Raw genomic sequence first — 20,205 nt, 5'->3', positions numbered from 1 at the left:
CAAAACCAAGCGTATGCTTTCGTTACCAGTTTTGCTATGTAGTCCATTCTAAGGAGCATCGCTCCACAAAACTTTTAGGAGGTAAATACATGTACGAAATCGCCGTAATTGGCGCCGGTCCTGCCGGTGCAAGCGCAGCCCTGTTCGCCGCCAAGGCGGGCAAAAAAACGCTGCTGATCGACAACGATAAGGGCATGACCCGCAGAGGTTGGTTTGAGAACTTTTATGGAATTTCCGAAGTAGGTGGTCCTGAGCTGGTCGAAACCGGGCATAAGCAAGCCGTTAAATTTGGCGCTGAGCTGGTTTCCGAACAGGCTATCAACCTCACCTCCAGCGGCAATGGTTTTGTCATTGAAACTGAAGATGGAATTATCTATGAAGCAAAACATGTCATTCTCGCCACAGGCGCCCTTACAGATCTAGCTGCCAAAGCTGGCGTAGAGACTAAGGATGGTACAGAGCCAAGAATCAAAACTGTAGTAGCCGTAGATCCTGAAGGCAAAACGAATATCGCAGGCATTTGGGCTGCTGGTACTGTTGCTGGAGTAAGTGTACATGCCATTATTACCGCAGGCGATGGTGCGAAGGTAGCTATTAATGTAATTAGCGAGTTAAATGGTACGCGTTACGTTGATCATGATGTGCTGAAAGCTTAATCTATACTCAAAACATAAATCCGGAGGATGATTCTTAGGAATCGGTCTTTCGGATTTTTTCGTCACCCAGGAGAACCAAGTTACGAAATTTAAAAATAACTGCACTTGATGCAGCTATTTCATACAATAACACCCACACGGCTGTTTTAAGTGTATTTTATGCAACTAAAAACAAACTAAATGAGCATTCTAGTTAAAATGTGAAGATATAGATGTATCAAGTGCAACTAAATCGAGTTGCAGCTGTCCCCCATACTTTTAATTGTATAAAGTACACTTATTTGCTCGTCCCTCACCGTCCTTTGAACACCACACGCAAAAAAACTGCTTCAAAACCTCATCCCACCGCCGAAGCCGATGTTATGATCGTTTGAAACAGTTCCTCTCCCTCAACTGTGTATACTCCAATGCAAGGAATCCACTTCTTTTTCTCTTCCCTTAAGACTAGCAGCCAGCTCCTGCAAATACGGAACCAATAATGGGCGCAAATCCTCCCGCATCAAACCTACCTCCAGCGTGGCTTTAATGTAACCAAATTTATCACCAATATCATAACGTTTGCCGATTAAATCCAGCGCCAGCAATCCTTCTTGCCGGCATACCTCGTGCAAAGCATCCGTCAGTTGATATTCACCGCCCGCTCCACGTTTGAGGTTAGCCAGCACTGAGAATATCGAAGGCTCCAAAATGTATCGCCCCATAATGGCGTATTCTGAAGGAGCTGTTTCAGGCGAGGGCTTCTCTACCAATCCTTTTACTTCATGAACTCCATTTAGTGAGCCGCTGGAGGCTATAATCCCATATTTGTTAACCTCCTGCCGTGGCACCTGCTGCACACCGACGATAGTCTGCTCTTCTTGCTCATACAATCTCATCATCTGCAGCAGCGCCGGGTCCTCCGAAACCATAATATCGTCACCAAGCAAAACAGCAAAAGGTTCATCACCGATAAATTGTTCCGCACAAAGGATGGCATGGCCTAGTCCCAGCGGCTCTTTTTGCCTAATGTAGTGGATGCTCGCTAGCTCACTAATTAGCTGGACTTCACGAAGTAGTTCCTCTTTCCCTTTTTCCAAAAGCGTCTGCTCCAGCTCCACCGATTTATCAAAATGATCTTCAATCGACTTCTTATTGCGGCCGGTCACGATGATAATACTTTCAATACCAGAGCGGACGGCTTCTTCTACGATATATTGAATCGCTGGTTTATCCACAATGGGCAGCATTTCTTTTGGCTGAGCCTTAGTGGCAGGCAGGAAACGAGTGCCTAAGCCCGCGGCGGGAATGACAGCTTTTCTAATCTTCATCATGAATCCCTCCCTTGCAGTTTATTTACGGAGATGGGTCACAGGGTGCTCACGAATGTTCTTTTGCTGCCCCTTACCTTCATAGAACTCTTGGACAATATAAAGCGGACGTCCTTTAGTTTCGTCATAAATCCGGCCGACATATTCACCTAGTATTCCTAGCATAATGAGTACAAATCCGTTGAAGGTCAGCGTAATTCCAATCATCGAAGCCCAGCCCTTAACAACTGAGTCTGTAAAAATCACCAGGTACAAAACATACATAAGGTACAGAAAACCAGAAGCCGACAGCAGTGCGCCCAAATATCCTGCCAGCTTCAGCGGCTTATAGGAAAAGGAGGTAATTCCGTCCAAAGAGAGCTTGATCATACGTTTTAGTGGATATTTAGTTTCCCCCGCCAGACGTTCATCCCGTTCATATTCAATCGCCTTCTGACGGAAACCAACCCAGCTGACCAGTCCGCGCACGAAACGGTTTTTCTCCGGTAGACGTTTGAGCTCTTCGCAGACCCTACGATCTATGAGCCGAAAATCACCCGTATCCACAGGGATAGAAATATCGGTTGAATAACGCAGAATTCTATAAAAGAGGCTGGCCGTCCACTTTTTGAATAAGGATTCACCATTACGCTTCACCCGTTTAGCATATACAACTTCATACCCCTTCTTCCATTCCGCAATCATGTCCAAGATCAGCTCAGGCGGGTCTTGCAAATCAGCATCAATAATGACAACTGCATCCCCAAGGGCATAGTCCATTCCGGCAGTAATAGCGATCTGATGTCCAAAGTTACGTGACAAATCGATCAGCTTCACACTCTCATCCCAGTAGCTATATTCCTCGATCATCTGGGCACAGTTGTCGGTGCTGCCGTCATTCACGAAGATCAGCTCATACACTTCCTCCGTCATTGCCATCACTTTTTTAATACGGCGATACGTTTCCTGAATGACTGCCTCTTCATTAAACATCGGTATAATAATGGAATAGCGCACGTTGATGCTCATGAGCAGCTCCTCCTTTAATTTGAATGCTGAAGCGTGCCTGCAAATGTATTAGCACGCTTCGTACTCTAAAACACTGAACTAGTTAACTGTAACTTTGTATAACGTTCCGCTGTTACCAGCATCGTTTCCTGCCCAATCCGCGGCTGGAACCTCTGTACCATTGTCGGTAATCCAGGTAGATAGCGTAGAGTTCCCTCCACGTCCCCCCCCCATACCGCCGCTGCTCAGCAGGAAGTATTTCACCTTTCCACTCTTTACTAACGCCTCTAGGGTATCTGTGGTATATACTGTGTCCGAATTGGAAAACCCGTTCAGAATAACAACCGATGCCCCCTTATCGACGATATAAGGAGCTGCTGTGCCATAATCCAATACGGCAAACAGATAAGGCTCCCCAGTATTATTTTCCTCCAGATAGGACAACAGACTCTCATTTGCACTTGTAGCGCTATTACGTCCAAAGTTGCTAGAATTGCCGCCCATTCCTCCTCTGCCCTCACTGCTGCCTGGTCCTGCTTCAGGGGTTTGACTGTTCAGGCCATAAGTAATTGGGGTAGCTGCCCAGTAGAGCGGGCCAATTAACAATACTAGTACAGCAACAATACTTGCCGAGAAAACAAATGGCTTCTGTTTGCCTTTAAGAACGACCAGCACCAGAGAAACAACTATACCGGCAGCCAGAATGCCAATCGACCAGCCCCTGCCAATCGTATCGTCATAAGGATGAATAATGTACCACTGAAAAGCTGCTGTAACCAGCGTTGCAACTGGCAATAGCCATGACAGCCAACCAGAGTGCTCGCAATACAGACTCCAGAGCTTTGACCAGCCTGCACCGACCAGCGCGGCTATCGGCGGAGCCATCATCACCAGATAATATTGATGGAAGAATCCCGCAATACTGAAGAATCCCATCACCGGCACCAGCCATGCTAACCAGAATAGAGCTTCTTTATGCCCTTGCGTAAAGTTCCTTCTCCGCAGATTAGCGAATAATCCAATGCAGCCAAACAATACAAAAGGCAGCAGCCAGCTTGCCTGACCTGACAGCTCTGATTGGAACAGGCGCAGTGGACCTGCGGTTCCAGTATTGAACATTCCACCTCCGCCGCCATTCATGCCGCCGCGTTGTCCTTGACCTCCACCTTCACCACCAAATTGCCGGTTTTGATTATCCGTTCCACCGCCGGGTGGTTGCCCTGGAGAACCTCCATCATCGGCGCCATTTTGACTGTCTGAGGTTGAATTTATACCTTGCCGACCCGAAAATGCTCCACGTCCGCTATCCGTACCATTTTCAGCATCTGCCCCGTTCATAGCGGGTCTTTCACCGTTCATAGCTGGCATCTCGCCATTCATGTTCGGCATCTCACCACCATTCATTGAAGGCATTCCACCTCCGCCACCACCTGTCCCCCGATCACCCGTCAATCGGGCGACACCATTATAACCAAAGGCCAGATTGAGCACGGAGTTAGTACCGCTGCTGCCGATATAAGGTCGTTTACTAGCGGGAATTGAATCCACTATCACTGCCCAGGATAACGAGACCACGAGTAATATAGCTGTCGAGGCCGCTAATACTCCGGTTTTCCGCTTCCAGTTCACTTTCGCAGCCAAGACATAAAAGAGATAAAAAGCCGGCAAAACCATATACGCCTGCAGCATCTTCTCATTAAACCCAACACCGATTAAAGCAAATGCGGCAAGGAGACTGCCCAGCTTATTACTCTTCGTTCCTTTAAATAAAAACCAAACCGCCAACAGTAACGTGAATACTAACAGAGCATCAATGTTATTCGTCCGGCTAACAGCCGCCGCTACTGGAGTTGTTGCCATGGCCAGCGCTGCTAAACGTGCTGCTGCTTTACCAAAGGTAGGTTTTACCAGAAGGTATACGAGCAACACGGAGCCTACGCCCCCAAGCGCCTGAGGTAAAATCACACTCCAGCCATGCAGCCCGAAAATGAGTGCGCTAAGAGTCTGAATCCAAAAGGTGACTGGTGGTTTATCCACCGTGACTGAACCTGCAGAGTCGAGTGAAGCGAAGAAGAAATTATGAAAGTTTTGCAGCATACTTCCCACGGCAGTGGTGTAGTATGTATTCACATAGTGGTCATTCCAAACTCCATAACCGTACAAAAAAGCAGCGAGTATTAAAATGAGCCACAGTATAAGATCCGAGCTTATTTTTCTAGCAAAACTCATCTCCATTTCACTCCTATCCCTTGATCATTCTATATGCCGGCAGTTCTGTAACTCCGGCCCAAGCTTTCCGTAGGTGTATTATTTCATCCATACCTTAACTCTCAATGAGTGCAAGCTGAATGTTTGCTGAATAAATGAGGCTGCCGGCACGCAAAAAAGACCCCACAATGTGGAGCCTTTCGGTACCCTGTTCAATCCAAACTATGTTATTCCATCTTGCCTATGGCAACAAGCTTATTCACCGTGTTCCAGTTGCGTGCGGTAACGGGCATCCCGAGTATTTTGTCAAAAGGGACTTTAAAAAGCGACGATTGGCTCACACTGACCTCATATAATATATACATCTCTCTGCCGACAAAACGCACTTTATCCGGTCCATTCTCATAAGTGCGCAGTTTATCCAATGCTTCCGCTGAAGGCTCGGCTGGTAAAAAAGTAACATACCATCTTTTGAATTCCTCTGGCTCGGACAGCTGAAAGGGATCGTTAGCGATCACATTCTCCATTTCTGCTAAAGTACGGATAATAACAGAGACCTCGAATTCAAAAACCTCATGAATCTGACGTTCAATGACTCCGCTAAGCAGGCTCACCGAACCTTCATCACTCTCAAACACGACATTTCCGCTCTGAATATACGTTCGTACATTTGCAAATCCAAGCGCTTGAAACATCGCCTTCAGGTCCAACATTTTAATAATTTTGTTCCCGCCCACGTTAATTCCACGCAGCAGCGCTATATAGGTAGTCATAGAATACGCCTCCGTTTTTGTGCCATGATCAGCTTACCTCTGCGGCTAAGGTGTGTAGACGTTTACGAACTTCTTTTACCAGCAGCTCCTTCTCTGGAGGCGAAAGCCCCTCCACCAGACGTGCGGCAGCGATCGGCAAAATCCAGCGGTCTACGTCCTCATAAGTGTGTCCTGATAATCTGAGATACTCTTGAATGTATCCCTTAGTTAATCTTTTTCTTATAAAACCTAACATTAATTTGGAGAAGGCCGAAGCTCCCGGAGGCATAGCTCCCAAACTGAACATCACTACGGAACGCGCAGCATCTCCAGCAGGTTCTCCCACTACACCCGTCATCCAGTCGATCACCCAGAGCTGTTCATCCATAAGCACATTGTCGGGATGAAAATCCCCATGACATAAACGAGTACCTTCCGGCAGCTTCTCCAGATACTTTAAAATGACGGATTTTTCCTCTTCGCTCAGCATAGGGGCAACCATGATCTGACTTTTCAGCATATCCTTTTGCTGGCCGATTTCCTCTGTAGTTTCAAGCTTATGCAAATCACAATGAAGCCCCGCCATCAGCCTGGCATATTGGGTAACTTTCCAAGGCTTCTCACCCATCACCTTTAGTAAAGAGGGACCCTGAATTTGTTGAAAAACGATACCTTGTCGATTCTGTTCAGAAATAAGCTCAAAAGGCTGGGGGGTCCGAACACCCCGCGCATGTACAAACTGGCTGATTTTATATTCCCGGCTGACATGTTGCTCTGCTATATCCTCCCGGTACAATTTAAGAATCCTCTGATCGTCATGCTGCCAGATCTCCGCTGTTCTGCCTTCCCCAACAAGCTTTGCCTTCATTCGGCATCCTCCATTTAGTCCAGATTAATGCGGGTAAAATGCTCAACTACCGGAAATGGGTCGTAGTAATGGTGAAGGAGTGCTTTCCATTCCTGATATTGGCTGGATTCTCTAAATCCAACAGTGTGGTCTTCAAGCGTTCTCCACTTCACCAGCAACAGATACTTATGATCATCCTCCAAGCAATGTTGTAATTCATGGCCCATATAACCTTCTATCGAGGAGATTAAGCTTGATGCCTCCTTGAAGCTTTGCTCAAATTCAGTAGTCAAACCAGGCTTCACTTGCAGCATCGCAGCTTCCAAAATCACACTCATCATCTCCTAAAGTTATGGATTTAAAGCATCCCGGAAAAATTCATGATAGAAATTAATGATGACCAGCAGTATTGCTAGTGACTCGTTGACACTGCCTACCTCCAGCGAATGATTGGCATCATCGATTCTATACACCTTCAAATGATTCAGCCCACTAATTTCACCCGAATGCTCTTCACCAAATAAGGGGTCACTGCCACCATAAATTACAGTCCCCCGACTCCGCTGAATCAGCGGCACCGCCTCAGGCAACGGGGTGATATATAGATGAGACGTCTTCTTCTGTATTTCTAGCTCTTCAGCTATTCTACCTGCAATAACAGCTCCCATGCTTTTACTTATAAAAAGAAACCTCTTATAATCCGGCAGAGAAGCAATCACGGCTTTACATTCCTCAATGATAATACTCATTTCTTCACGCTTGAAATCCACCCTAGCACTCTGGTAACCATATTCTAAAAGCAGAACATCACAATTATGCTCCCGGGCAGCTTTAGCCGCATAATCCAGCAGAGAGCGATCAGCTGAATAATTTTTACCCGGAAAAATAACAGCCAGCGCTTTGGAACCTTGGGTGATATATTTATGTTTAACCTCTCTACCCCAATAAGAGGACATAATGATATTGCTAACGTTCATACATGTTTCCCCTCTTCTGCTCCTTAAACGGATTTAAAATATTTAAAGAAATCTATCGTTTCTTGCAAATCTGCCTCATCTTTATAGATACTCATTACTCGCCCAATTTCAAGCGCAAAATCTACATATCCATTCGGCTTAGCGGTGATGATTGTTCCATCGACAACGACGTTAGATACGCCGGATTCATTGTCCACATAAACCTTACCATCCAGTACTCCGGCAGCCTTAAGAATGGATACCCCACCGCAAATGCCCGCGATGACTTTGCCTGCTCGATTCAGGATTCTGATTAAATCTAATAGAGCCTCCTGCCCTATTAAATTATCTGTTTCCCCACCAGGGATAATCAATAAATCTATGGTGCTAACGTCCACATTTTCAACCAATACGGATGGATTCACAGAAAAACCCTCGCAGGAGATTAACGCCTTATCTTCCAAACCTAAGGTATAAACCTCACCCTTTGTTTTCATAAAATAAGCTGCCAATGTAACCTCAAACTGCACAAAGCTATCATATATAAGAATATATGTATTCAATGATGGATCAGCTCCCCTGTTCTCAAAAAAAGTAACCTCTATTCTATGTATCTATCATTATAGCATCATCGCCCTCTCCTGAAACTTACGGACTCAGAGGACGCTAATCAATAACAACTATGCGCTCCGCTAAGATTCCGAATGTGGGATTTCACCTAATTACTCATAACAAAAAGGACACAAGCATCCCAACAGCCACTTTTTATGGCTCACGAGACACCTGTATCCTCCTATTTAGAGCTATTGCTACGACTGCGGCGCTATCTGTTTATTTTTACCTCGGCTCACAACAATTTCAGCGCAAATCCATAATATCAACGGAATAATCACCTGGAAAGGAAAGGCGTATATTTTATAAATATGGTAAGAGAAATAGTACATTTCCATAATATCCTTGTACACAAAATCCGCAAAATAGATCATGAGTAGTCCCATCTGAAGCACAACGGAGCGGTAACTCTTGAGCTTGAATACTTTAGCTACTCCAATGCAAGATACGTAAAGGCATAAACTTCCTTTTATAAATGTTGTGATTACAAAAGCCACTGCCGATGACGCTTCAATTCGGGTCAAAAAATCTCCTACATTAATACGCCCTGCAGACACATAAGCCGGAAAATATAAACTAGACAAGACCTCAGGACCCAGCATCAATAGGTTCCGTAGTGTAGCCATAATAATAATTGCCCCAGCAATCGCTACGCCACCAAATAATACCTTATTCGCTGAGCTCTTCTTCGATAAATTACCGAATACCCCCAGAAAGACTACAACCTCTGCAAATGGAAAAGAAAATGTGCCCAGCGTATCGTTAAATAATGGCTTCCAGCCTTTATCCAACAGCGGAAGTAGGTGATGATATTCCATTTTGGAAAAAGCTAAGGTGACAATGACTAGATTAACAAATATTGCGAACAGTAATAGAAGCTTAGAACTTCTCCCCAGCACTTCAATCCCAGCCTTAACTATCCATATACACAACAGTCCAAGACATGCCATAGGTGCTATCATTGGTGTTTCGGTTAAAGTAACGGATCTACTGAATTCTCCAAAAACCCTAAGAATTAGTGTCCCTAGATGAAAGGTATACCAAATATAGAGACAAGAAATGATTCGACCCAAGACGCCTCCAAACACGGTAATCAACATATCAAATAGATCCTTGCCTGGTAATAAGATGTGTAGTCTGGCATATATCAGCAGCAGTGGGACCACCAGTACCATGGCTAATAATACGGCGATCCAGTTACTGTTACCGGATTCTCCCGGCACACCCATAAATATTGAAGTCCCCATAATAAACAAGACAGCAATACTAATAGCATGCCCTGTTGATACGATCTCTTTGTTCATACTCTATTCTCCCTTTAGGCTTGTCCCCTAAAATAGCATCTTAATCCAGTGTTCTAGGTATGGTGAAGGACTAGGGAGTGACCATCTCATTGCCAATGCAAAAGCAATACAGAATGATACCAGACATAGTGCGGAAGAAACATAAAAATCCCGCTTCATCCCCTGTTTCCATAGACCATAAAGATCACTCAAAACAATTACCGCATAGATAAATATGACCACAACAACCAATTTTATCACCTATTTTTGATGAATCTTGATAGACCTTGACGTTTGTGCACTGCTCTCGATAATCACCTTGGAATTCACTACTATCTCTACGTTGGAAAATTCCTTCCCCCAGTTTTTCTCGATTTTCTCCCAGGTCCGTGGCATTTTCTCATGAAGAAGCTCTCCAAATCCAAAAATATCTGCTTGGTAATCCTTCTGAACCTTATGAATAACGGAGAGAATCTGCTCCTCCAGTTCTTTTTCAGCCCACCTTTCTATAGTCTTCTTGCTGTCCAGATTATTGAATTCCCCCGAAGATTTGACCTCGTCCAGTCCTGCGTGTGTCAGTGTATTAAGCTTTATTTGGAGCTTACCGTTTATCCATACAGGTTTTATTTTTGTACGATTGGATAAAATTTCGAGGGAAAAGGCAGGTTCTCCACTTTCATCCTTTACGATTAACACACCTCCCTGGATTTGATTGTTGGCAAACAACATGTATTTCGTTTCTTCGCCACTGATCATACCGATCATTTTATCCATCCTGAAAATAGCTGTTCCGCTAACTCGTGCATTCTTCGTCTTATTTTGTTCATGAACATAAATTAATGGAGCGATGGCATATTCACCAGAAGCCTCGAGCTTATCTATGAAGTCCCAAATTTCCACAACCGGCGCTGTACTTACATTTTTCTCAGTCCTCATCTGCTGTGCAAGTGCATAGGACATAATACTCTCAGTCGAACTGCTGAGACTTATGATTTCTTGAGCCGACTTCTCTTTAGCGACAAAAATATACACATCCGATCGGGTTTCCGTATCCCTGTTGTACCAATCTATTACTTTGGTGACTCCCTCCCTTGCAATCTCCTCACTAAGGATAATCGCCTTAGAATGGCTCCAAAATAACTTTTTTCCAGTGATCGAGATCATTCCCCTCACAATATCAAACATGGTCTCGCCCGCGAGCGTGATCATTTTGAAGCCAGCCTGACTTGATTTCATTCCTTCCTTCGTATCTACAATCTCTGTTGTCACCAATAACTGACCGTCTTTTTTCCCCTTATCAATCGCGACCCCGGCAACAATCGACATATCGTCAATTTCAAAGTAGTTCCAGCAGCCTGTATTGCAGATCAGAAGCATCATGGATGTAACAATCAGAAGTATCCTTTTCAGCTTGCTCATGGTCTTCTCCTTATTTTATTGGAACCTTTTCTCCTCATATTTCGTGCCCCAATTAACGCCGGACGCAGATACATATGCCACCACGGCGCCCTGATCGCTGTATCTTTAATGTCCTGAGGACGGATTGAGCCTACTCCAAGCATGTATGGAACCCCAAAACTACGCAGACTCATCAAATGAACTACTAAACCAAGCATTCCAAGAAAATAACCGTATATCCCTAGAAAAAAACTCGCACCCAGCAGCAATGTTCTTACGATAATTAAAGGACCGGTCAACCTAGGGTTAAGTAGCGTCATGATTCCTGTTAAACCGACTACAATAATCATTGGAGCACTAACTATTCTAGCCTCTACTGCTGCTTGTCCTAACACGAGAGCGCCTACGATACTGATAGCCTGTCCTATATAGGTAGGTATCCGCTCACCCGCCTCTCTTAATATTTCAAATATAGTTAACATGAATAACGCTTCTACTATTGTAGGAAAAGGGACTGCTACTCTTGCTGTAGAAATACTGAGCAACAACATGGTTGGGATCATTTCCTGGCTATAGGTAACTAAAGCTACGTAAAGAGCAGGTATACTGATCGACAAAAAAGCTCCAAAAACTCTCAACATTCGATTGAAGGAACCAAAATAAAAGTTAATGTAATAATCCGAGCTGGCTTGAAAATTCTCTACAAATACATAGGGGACAGTCATTGCAAACGGGCTGCCTTCAATGAGCACGGCAACTCTGCCCTCCATCATGTTACTGACTACAGCATCCGGGCGCTCTGTACTTCCTGTCATTTCAAAGGGCGAATAGGGCTCGTCTCTAATTAATTCCGCCAGAGATGCCGTATCTAGAATAAGATCTATGTCAATCTGTTCCATTCGATTCTGTAATTCTTTGAGAATAGCCGGTGATGCTAACCCCTCCATGTAACAGATACATATCGGTGTTTTAGACCGTGTTCCCAGTGAACTAAAAACAAATTTCAACTCGGAATCTTGTACCCTGCGCCGAATAAGAGTGAGATTTACTAACAGTGATTCCGTAAATCCCTCCCTTGGACCTTTGACACTTTTTTCGGTCACCGGTTCCGCAAGAGCTTTTGTCTCCCAACCCTGTGCACCAATGTTCAGAACACCGGCATAACCGTCCATCAACAGTAAGGTCTTGCCAGCTATAATCGCATAGATCATTTCATCAAAATTCTCAGAGGCAACCACATCGCTAATACTAATGACCTGCGTCCGGATGTTCTCCATCAGCTCGGCTTTATTGCCACAATCCTTTTCGGTAAAATCAAATGCCATGACGGGCTTGATAATCCCCTCTTGGATCATATGTTTGTCAACCATTCCGTCAACATAGACTAATCCAAAGCGAAGACTATCACTAAACATGTTGCTAAACACTCTGATTCTAAGCGTTCCATCGTTCTTGAATATGTCTCTAAACAAAGTCATCATTTTATCCAGTGACGTACTCAGAGTCTGCTCAGATTTTGTGTTTTTTTGAGACGTATTGCTGTTCCCACCTGCTGGCCGTTCCTCCACAGTAGTCACTCCTGTCAGAATTAGGTTTCCTAGAAATTATCCCCCGTCTCTCCAAATCCTATCCGCCAAAATTATACTGAAAAGGGATCAACAAGAAAGAAAATGAGACTGCTCCATAGGCTGGGTTCCGCAGGTAAGTCACTAAATCAGCCCTTGGGGTCATGCCAATAGCGACTCACTGCATACATCCTCAGACACTTTCGGCTCAGGCACGCAACACCGCATACATCCTCAGACGCTTACGGACTCAGGAGGCGTTATTTGCTCAATTATCGCCTTTTGGGCACATTTTCGGACTCCAGTGCAGCTATCTCATCAAAAGTGGCTCTAATCGGGCTTTTTTTATACCAATAGCGACTATGGGGTCCGACAGCACGCCAAAAGTCGATAAATGCAACGTTTAGGGACTACTGGGTCCGTTACCGCCGAATCACACTCATCCCTTGGGGCTTACGCACCTAGCACGATAACACGAATACACTCTCAAGTACTTACGGATCTAGGTACGATAACACCGAGTACATCCTCAGGCGCTTACGGACTCAGACACGATAACCCCCAACGCATCCTCAGACGCTTACGGACTCGGCCACGATAACACCGCATACATCCTCAGACGCTTACGGACTCAGGAGGCGTTATTTGCTCAATTATCGCCTTTTGGGCACATTTTCGGACTCCAGTGCAGCTATCTCATCAAAAGTGGCTCTAATCGGGCTTTTTTTATACCAATAGCGACTATGGGGTCCGACAGCACACCAAAAATCGATAAATGCAACGTTTAGGGACTACTGGGTCCGTTACCGCCGCATCCCAGTCATCCCTTGGAACTTACCGACCTAGCACGATAACACCCAGTACATCTTCAAGTGCTTAAGGACTCAGGAGGCGTTATTGGCTCAATTACCGCCTTTGGGGCACATTTCCGGACTCCAGTGCAGCTATTTCATCAAAATTGGCTCTAATCGGGCGATTTTCATGCCAATAGCGACTATGGGGTCCGATAGCATGCCAAAAGTCGATAAATGCAACGTTTAGGGGCTATTGGGTCCGTTAGCGATCTCTTGCGTGCAAATTACATACCATGAAGCGAAGTTTGTTTTAAGAGCGTGGTGGATACGAGCATGAGATTAGGCGTTTGGGGTTGGCAGCAAAAAAACACAGGTGCCCAGCAGTCATGATCATGACTACGGGACACCTGCGTCTTTTTTATATCTTGTATTGCTGCATGATTATTGAAGCTGCTCAAACAGGCGGAAGATCACGGCCGCTGCTTGCGCTCTTGTAGCCTTGCCGTTTGGTCCAAATTGGTTGGATGTCATACCGTTAATAATTCCACTAATACGCATCGCTTCTACAGCTTTGGCTGCATCCGCAGACAACTGGTTCACATCAGAGAATGCTTCACCAGAAGCCTTTGTTCCGTCGGTCAATGGGATATTAATCGTCTGAGCCAAACGATAAATCATGACCGCCATTTCCTGACGAGTAATCTCCTCGCTTGCACCAAAGTTGCCATCCGCTTTGCCTTTAACAATACCGAGCTTTTGAGCGCTCGCAATCAGACTGGCATACCATGCCCCATCCTTAACGTCTGTAAATGTGCTTACAGCCGTCTCATCTAGTAAATCAAAAGCGTTCATCAATATTTTGATGAATTCTGCACGGGTCACATTTCCACTTGGATTAAAGTGTTCAGCATCCATCCCTTGGATTGCGCCTCGTGCTGCGAGTGCTTCAATGCTGTTTACCGCCCAATTAGCTGTAGCGGTATCTTTGAATGAAACATTCGAGTGAACCACTACATAACTGCCAAGCTGTTGCAAATTTAACTCAAGCATCTGTGTTCCTGTATTAAATCTTCCGTTCTTAACGATCTCTAGTTGCTGATTACTGTTCAAGTAATAAACCACTACTTTATGTGCTTTCTCACCAGACTTCAGCGTATAAGGAAGTGCCAGCTTGATCCCCGATGTCTTCAGTACATCGCCTGGAATAATCACACCATCTACGCTAAGACTGATGTCTTTAATTGTACCTGCATTCAACTGACTGCTTACCGAAAGTGGCAATCCGGATATATCTCCAGTGCCCACAATAAGCTTAAGTTTGCCGTTCTTAGCATCTTTGTAAGTCTTCAGGAAATTTTCCGGCAGCATTATGCTTGCTGTTCCTGTATCAATCTTGAGGGATTTAACATTCCCCGCTGCTGCCAGTGACTGCAGTGGCAGCTCAACTACAATTTGTTTCGCGTTTCCGGTAGGATTCACGACAATGGACAGAATACCATCCTTTGCATCCTTTGCTGCCTTTTCAACATCTGTGGCAGCCAGTTCAGCCAATGCTTTTCCATCTGCTCCGATAACCATCTGGACAATGATTTTACCATTGCTTACAGCAGGGGCAGCTGTCGCAGACGCGCTAGGCGAAGGTTTTGCCGTGGCTACCGGCACATAAGTACCCGGTGCCTCTGTTGGTTTCGGCGTTGCCGTTGGCGTTGGTGTCGTTGTCGGTGCAGGTGTTGATGTTGGTGTTGATGTTGGCGTAGCTTCTGAAAGCAACTTCAGGCCCGCAACCGCCGCAGTAAGCTGACTTAATGCCTCATCAATGTCTGCCTGAGTAGCAGTTCCACTCTCCAGCAACATCACTGCACGTGCTACCTCTTTCTCAAGAGTATTCCAGCTCTCCTCTACATAAAGGCTCTTATCCAGAGCCTCTATTGCTCTAAGCTTCTCCTCCAAGGCTGCCGTTATGAGAGGTGGATTTACAGAAACTAATGTTAAGGTATACGTTCTGGTCGTTGTTTTATCCAGTGCCGTCACAATGACCTTGTAACCCGTTTGAATTTCTCCCGCAATAGTAATGCTATCGGGTTCATACACAGCGAAGGTAACCCCTACCGGAACAGTAAGTCCTTCCTTCAGCTCATCAAGTGTAGTCGTATCCGGTAAAATAATTTCTTTGGCTACCTGATCAATAGATCCGCCCGGAATTGTGATTCCGCTGATCGTTGCATCATGAGCTTCGACAGGCTGTAAGGCTTCAAAGGCATTTTTCAAATTGGAATATGCCACATTAATATCACCATCGGTAGCACCGTCATTTGCATAAGTGGCTTTAGCAGCCTCTAGTGCAATGCGTAGTGCCTCCCATTGCTCAGGCGTTCCGGTATAATTCTCTTCATTTATCGAAGGATCTTCCGCTGTATCAATGGCTGCTTTAAGTTTAGATTTATCGTACCTCACACTGATGCGGCAGCTGGCAGCAATATCGGTGCCCGCCACTTTACCAAATATAGTGAAGTCTGTAGCAATGGTGAGTTTGTTAAGGGGAATTTCCTCCCATACCACACTTGCCAAGCCTGTCGTTTTATCGGCGTAAGTTACCGTAACCTTAGCTGGAAGATTAGGCACGACGTTAACTGTCGTACTCACCGCAATCTGTTCAATGCTTACAATCGCACCATGGTCGCCGGGAGCAGGAACTTCTCCTTCTGGCTTAGACGAAATTGCCCGCCATTCCTTAACGCCTGTCCAAATACTAGTGGACTGCTTATTAAGAATCAAACGGAGTTTATCCGTCTTCACCTCGTCAAAGGTTACCTCGTTAAATGCATTTCTTGCTTTGCCTTTCTCGCTCAAGCCCGTTACCGGTACGTATTTTCCGGCATCCTTATCCCAATATTCGAAGCTGTAATCTCCCGGTACCTGTACACCGCCTTCATCATCATAGAAGTACACGGAGCTGCCTGACAAAGTCACGGGCTCTTTCCAGGTCAGTTGTAGCCAGTGGCTTTCACCGGGGCCGCCCCAGTTCCCATACTGAGTTTCTGCTTCGCTATTGTAAATACTTGCTGAAGTATAAGGGATATAACCATCATTAATGCCATACACAGACTCCCATGCCGAAGTGTAAGAGGCACTAGGGGTAGCCAAAAGGGCAGCATTTCTGTATCTAAGGTTATCCACCGCCATCCGCATTTGATCCGTTGCCACTTTGATCTCTTCCAGTGTATATTCTCCCTGAGCCAGCAATGCCTTGGCAGCAGTCAGTGCAGCTTGCAGCTCTTGCCATGTTGCCGCAGTAAAATCATCCTTGTTCCGGACAAGTCTGCCGGAATCCCGATCCGCAAACTTCGCGATCATCTCTGTCAGTTCTGCAGTAGCTACAAATACGGTGACTGGAACCTTCACGACAGTTTCAAGTTCCCCGTCGCTGACAGTCAGGCGGTATTCGTATTCACCAGTCGCCTTAAAGGTTGCTTGCAGCATGGCCTTATCAAGCCCTGTCTCCTCTACTTCTCCTTCACCTGAAATCTTCTCCCAGGTATAAGTCAGCTTGCCACTTGGCAATCCATCATCAACGATTTGCGGCATAATCGTCAGAGGCACATTTTGCTCAACCTTCAATGGTGTTTCTAGATAAACCTTTGGTGCCTGATTGGCAGCCGCCTTAACCTCCAGATTATTGTTGTAGATCTGAATCTCCTTGATGGCGGTCGCAAGTTCCAGCGAATGCGTCACATGAATGCGAATCGCTGCAGTGTTGACCTTTTGGAACTCTACATTGTTATAGTTGGAAGCAATATACTCCGGATAGCGGAATTGCCCCTCCACTGGTTTCCAGCTTCCATCAGCATCCTGATATTCGACACCGAATGTCTGTGGTGTACCATAACCGTTCAGAAGCCGGTCATTATAGAAATAGACTTTTACATTGTCCACAGCCTGGACTCCATCAAATTTGAACGTAACCGTATCGACGGAATTCGGCGAACCTCCGAATAAAGCTGTGTTTGAGGTATGATTAATCGATGCGATTGTCGAATTGTCCGCCAGGTTGCGGATGTTCGAACCGCTCTTGATATAAGTCGATTCAACAGTAGTGCCTGAAGCAACAGCCAGATTCGTACCGTCATTAACAATATCTACGCCTGCTTTATTAAACATATCGACAGTCTTCTCATTGCTAGCTAGGGATGTTTGATCTGCCGCAGCAAGTGTCGTAGCACTGCTTTTTTCATATAACACCTGTGTCTTCGAGTTGTCGCCAACAGCCCCAGTTACATCACCTGAAGGTTTTTCCACCTTACCAGTAGCTGTATCATAAATCAGATGGGACATTTCGTTAGTTGTCATTACGAGTTCATCATTAATGAAGAGTGAATAACCTGCTGGAATACCTTGATAATGAGGATTGTCACTGTATTTAGCAGGATCCTGCCATACGATAGTTAAGTTAGCATCATGATAACGCACGTTATCTACAGCAAAATAGTCATAATCAACATTAATTGGCCATAGCTCGATCTTGTCATCTGTCCGTGGCTGAATACCCGCCATATCTTCAACCACAGTGTAATTCATCATGCCAAGCGTATCGTGGTGAATCCATGCCCGTACCATATCTCCACTAGGGTTAGGAGGATTGTCTTTTGTCCATGGCGTGCCGAAGAAGTAATCCTCCAGCCAGAAAAATTCATTAGAGTCCAGGTGGTCCGTATTGCCCGGCTCCACTGTATGCAACCAAGCGCCCCAATCAAACAGTGTTTTGTAAACGTCACTATTGATGTTATCTATAGGATAATAGCGCAGAGAGGCACGAACGGTATTAATATAGTTGCCGAAGTTACACCATGCGAACTGGTCTGTACCGAAGGCATCCGTCTTGCCATTCTTGAAATCTTCCACCCGCTTCATAATGCTGTTCTGATCCGCTGTAAAGAAAGGAAAGATCGGATAATAATTCGGATCTGCGTAATCAGACAACTGGGATAAATATTTCGCCTCATATCCTTCTTCACCTTCAGTTGGTACTACACCAAAATTAAAGACAAACATGTTATTATCCCGCCAAGGGTTGAATACATCGGTACCGCCTACAACTTTTTTGTGCAAAAAGCTGCCTGTACCATTCGTATCTGCCACACCGTCACCATCAAAGTCAGCCTTGTCGTACCACATCTCATTCAGAATTGAATTCTTAATATTCTGCGCCACAGTGTTCATTTTAGCTGCACCCGCAGTATCTCCAAGCTGCTCGTACATCTTCGCTGTTGCCACTGCATTGGCGTAGGTAGTAGAAGAGCCATCCAGCCGGGCATAGTTACCACTGCCATTCCAGTGCATGGATACGGTATCTCCGTCATTACCTGTAATCGGACCATGGTTATAATAAACAAGATTTGGATTAGTGCCTTTAAAATGTTCAAGTGTGCCGGTAACATCAGTGGCGGAAAAATCAGCGAACTTCTTCAATATTTCCTGACCACCACCGTAAATCTTGTAAGCATCCCAGCCTACTTGCGACGTGTTCTGCATCATATCCCAAGTCCAGATGTTAGGACGTCCGGGATTATTTTTATAGTTCTTATTCTCGGAATATTCCCCTTGAGCCAGCCAGGTTCCATACAAGTAGGAAGGATCACGCAGCCATTTCAGATCCTGCATCGCCCAAGGTACACTGACCGTAATCCCGTTGTTGTAGCCGAGAACGCCCTCCATGTTCATCGGGAACTGCCAGTCATTGCCCGGAATGTTGGCATCCAGCAAATTAAAGCGGTTACACCACCAACGATAATAAAGTACCTTCTTCACATTCTCATCGGGAACATCGATATATGGAATATTCTCTGCCCACCACTCGTTGTACTCCCGCACCTGTGCGGAGAAGGCTGTATCATTGCTGTCAGCAGCCTTAAAGCTCTCATAATGCAGCTTTGAGCCTGGTATTTCATCCGCGAGCCAACCCATGACTACCTTTTGGTCAACGGAGCCACCGGCGGGCACTGTAATCTCTTTAACCAGTTCATTTCCGGAAGGACTCATGCCGTTTCCGCTCAGGTGAACATCCACGTAGGACATTGCTTCAACTACCTTTTGCCCGGCTTTGCCTATCATTAGCGGAGCAGCCACTCTGTAACCCACCAGCTCATCACCCTCAGCCGCTGAGACGAAAGGTGATTTAACCTTCATCGTCAACGTTATATCGCTGGCTGTAGGATTCTTCAATTGAAGCAGCGTTACAGCACTGTTATAGCTGGAAATAAATTTCCGCTGGTTAATCTCCAGGCCTCCGCTTGTGTAGGTCTGATTCTCATGACTCGGGTAGTTCTTCCGCACATTTTTCTGTTCCGCCAAGTCTCCTGTAGAAAGGGTGATGTTATACATCGTGTCCTTGTTCAAAGTATCCGCGTAATGCACCGTTCCCACAAAACCCAGCTTGGTATTATCCTGAGTCTTCATGTACAAAGCGCTTCCCCGGCTGAACAGAGTATTGGCGCTAACTTCGTCGTTGACATCATCCGGAATGACACCTTCGTTAACTAGCAAGGCGTCAAGCCAAGGCAAATCGGAATTATCTTTTGCAAAAGCCTCAAAATCAAAAGCTTCAATCGCTTGCATCATTTCTCCGACGGTGACATCGCTGAAATTAACGCCTTCCTTAACAATAGAATTATCCTTCCACTTCGCCTGCCCGTAATTGGTGCCTACACCTTCATGATAGAAATCAGTCGTGTAGTTAGCCGATACGGGAACAATCCCTGCATTTAATACCACAGCCGCGCATAATGCCGCTACAGAAGCTCTTCTGGGCCATTTATGACTTGTCATTTGGATGAATTCCTCCTT

General features: G+C 45.4%; 13 protein-coding genes. 1 reads left to right on the top strand and 12 read right to left on the bottom strand.

The window, feature by feature from the left end; translation table 11 throughout:
• The first annotated feature begins 89 nt into the window (after positions 1-89).
• Positions 90-656 carry an FAD-dependent oxidoreductase gene (locus MHI51_RS03060; protein ID WP_076278138.1) on the top strand — a complete coding sequence of 189 codons (567 nt, stop codon included), beginning with the start codon at positions 90-92 and terminating at the stop codon, positions 654-656.
• A gap of 389 nt (positions 657-1,045) precedes the next feature.
• Here the strand turns inward: MHI51_RS03060 and galU are convergent, their stop codons facing one another.
• The 12 genes from galU to MHI51_RS03000 all read right to left on the bottom strand — a co-directional run bounded on the left by galU (position 1,046) and on the right by MHI51_RS03000 (position 20,187).
• A complete protein-coding gene (gene galU, locus MHI51_RS03055) occupies positions 1,046-1,966 on the bottom strand; it encodes a UTP--glucose-1-phosphate uridylyltransferase GalU (protein WP_341001067.1) in 921 nt (306 codons plus the stop codon).
• Between the two features lie 18 nt (positions 1,967-1,984).
• Positions 1,985-2,971, bottom strand: coding sequence for a glycosyltransferase family 2 protein (locus MHI51_RS03050; protein WP_076138397.1), 987 nt, complete (start codon positions 2,969-2,971; stop codon positions 1,985-1,987).
• A 78-nt stretch (positions 2,972-3,049) separates the two neighbouring features.
• Complete coding sequence (locus MHI51_RS03045; protein WP_405173570.1) at positions 3,050-5,179, bottom strand: glycosyltransferase family 39 protein; 2,130 nt, start codon at positions 5,177-5,179, stop codon at positions 3,050-3,052.
• 206 nt (positions 5,180-5,385) lie between these two features.
• Complete coding sequence (locus MHI51_RS03040) at positions 5,386-5,931, bottom strand: DUF1697 domain-containing protein (RefSeq protein ID WP_405173569.1); 546 nt, start codon at positions 5,929-5,931, stop codon at positions 5,386-5,388.
• A 28-nt stretch (positions 5,932-5,959) separates the two neighbouring features.
• The gene (locus tag MHI51_RS03035) at positions 5,960-6,778 is read right to left on the bottom strand and encodes a phosphotransferase family protein (RefSeq protein WP_076186267.1); all 819 of its coding nucleotides are present in this window, start codon (positions 6,776-6,778) and stop codon (positions 5,960-5,962) included.
• Between the two features lie 14 nt (positions 6,779-6,792).
• Complete coding sequence (locus tag MHI51_RS03030; RefSeq protein ID WP_036676767.1) at positions 6,793-7,089, bottom strand: antibiotic biosynthesis monooxygenase; 297 nt, start codon at positions 7,087-7,089, stop codon at positions 6,793-6,795.
• Positions 7,090-7,107: 18 nt separating this feature from the next.
• Positions 7,108-7,734 carry a hypothetical protein gene (locus MHI51_RS03025; protein ID WP_342410387.1) on the bottom strand — a complete coding sequence of 209 codons (627 nt, stop codon included), beginning with the start codon at positions 7,732-7,734 and terminating at the stop codon, positions 7,108-7,110.
• Positions 7,735-7,757: 23 nt separating this feature from the next.
• Positions 7,758-8,276 (bottom strand): DJ-1/PfpI family protein, encoded by a 519-nt coding sequence (locus tag MHI51_RS03020; protein ID WP_342410386.1) that lies wholly within the window; start codon positions 8,274-8,276, stop codon positions 7,758-7,760.
• Between the two features lie 246 nt (positions 8,277-8,522).
• A complete protein-coding gene (locus MHI51_RS03015; protein ID WP_076278131.1) occupies positions 8,523-9,629 on the bottom strand; it encodes an endospore germination permease in 1,107 nt (368 codons plus the stop codon).
• Between the two features lie 240 nt (positions 9,630-9,869).
• Positions 9,870-11,027: a Ger(x)C family spore germination protein gene (locus MHI51_RS03010; RefSeq protein WP_076278130.1), complete on the bottom strand. Its 1,158-nt coding sequence runs from the start codon at positions 11,025-11,027 to the stop codon at positions 9,870-9,872.
• Complete coding sequence (locus MHI51_RS03005; protein WP_405173568.1) at positions 11,024-12,574, bottom strand: spore germination protein; 1,551 nt, start codon at positions 12,572-12,574, stop codon at positions 11,024-11,026. The genes MHI51_RS03010 and MHI51_RS03005 overlap by 4 nt, the downstream gene beginning before the upstream one ends.
• Before the next feature lie 1,232 nt (positions 12,575-13,806).
• On the bottom strand, positions 13,807-20,187 hold the full coding sequence (locus MHI51_RS03000; RefSeq protein ID WP_405173567.1) for an S-layer homology domain-containing protein: 6,381 nt from the start codon (positions 20,185-20,187) through the stop codon (positions 13,807-13,809).
• Positions 20,188-20,205: the final 18 nt, after the last annotated feature.

The organism is Paenibacillus sp. FSL H8-0260 (assembly GCF_045040625.1).
Taxonomy (GTDB): Bacteria; Bacillota; Bacilli; order Paenibacillales; family Paenibacillaceae; genus Paenibacillus_AQ; species Paenibacillus_AQ odorifer.
This window is presented reverse-complemented; position numbering and strand designations above follow the sequence as displayed.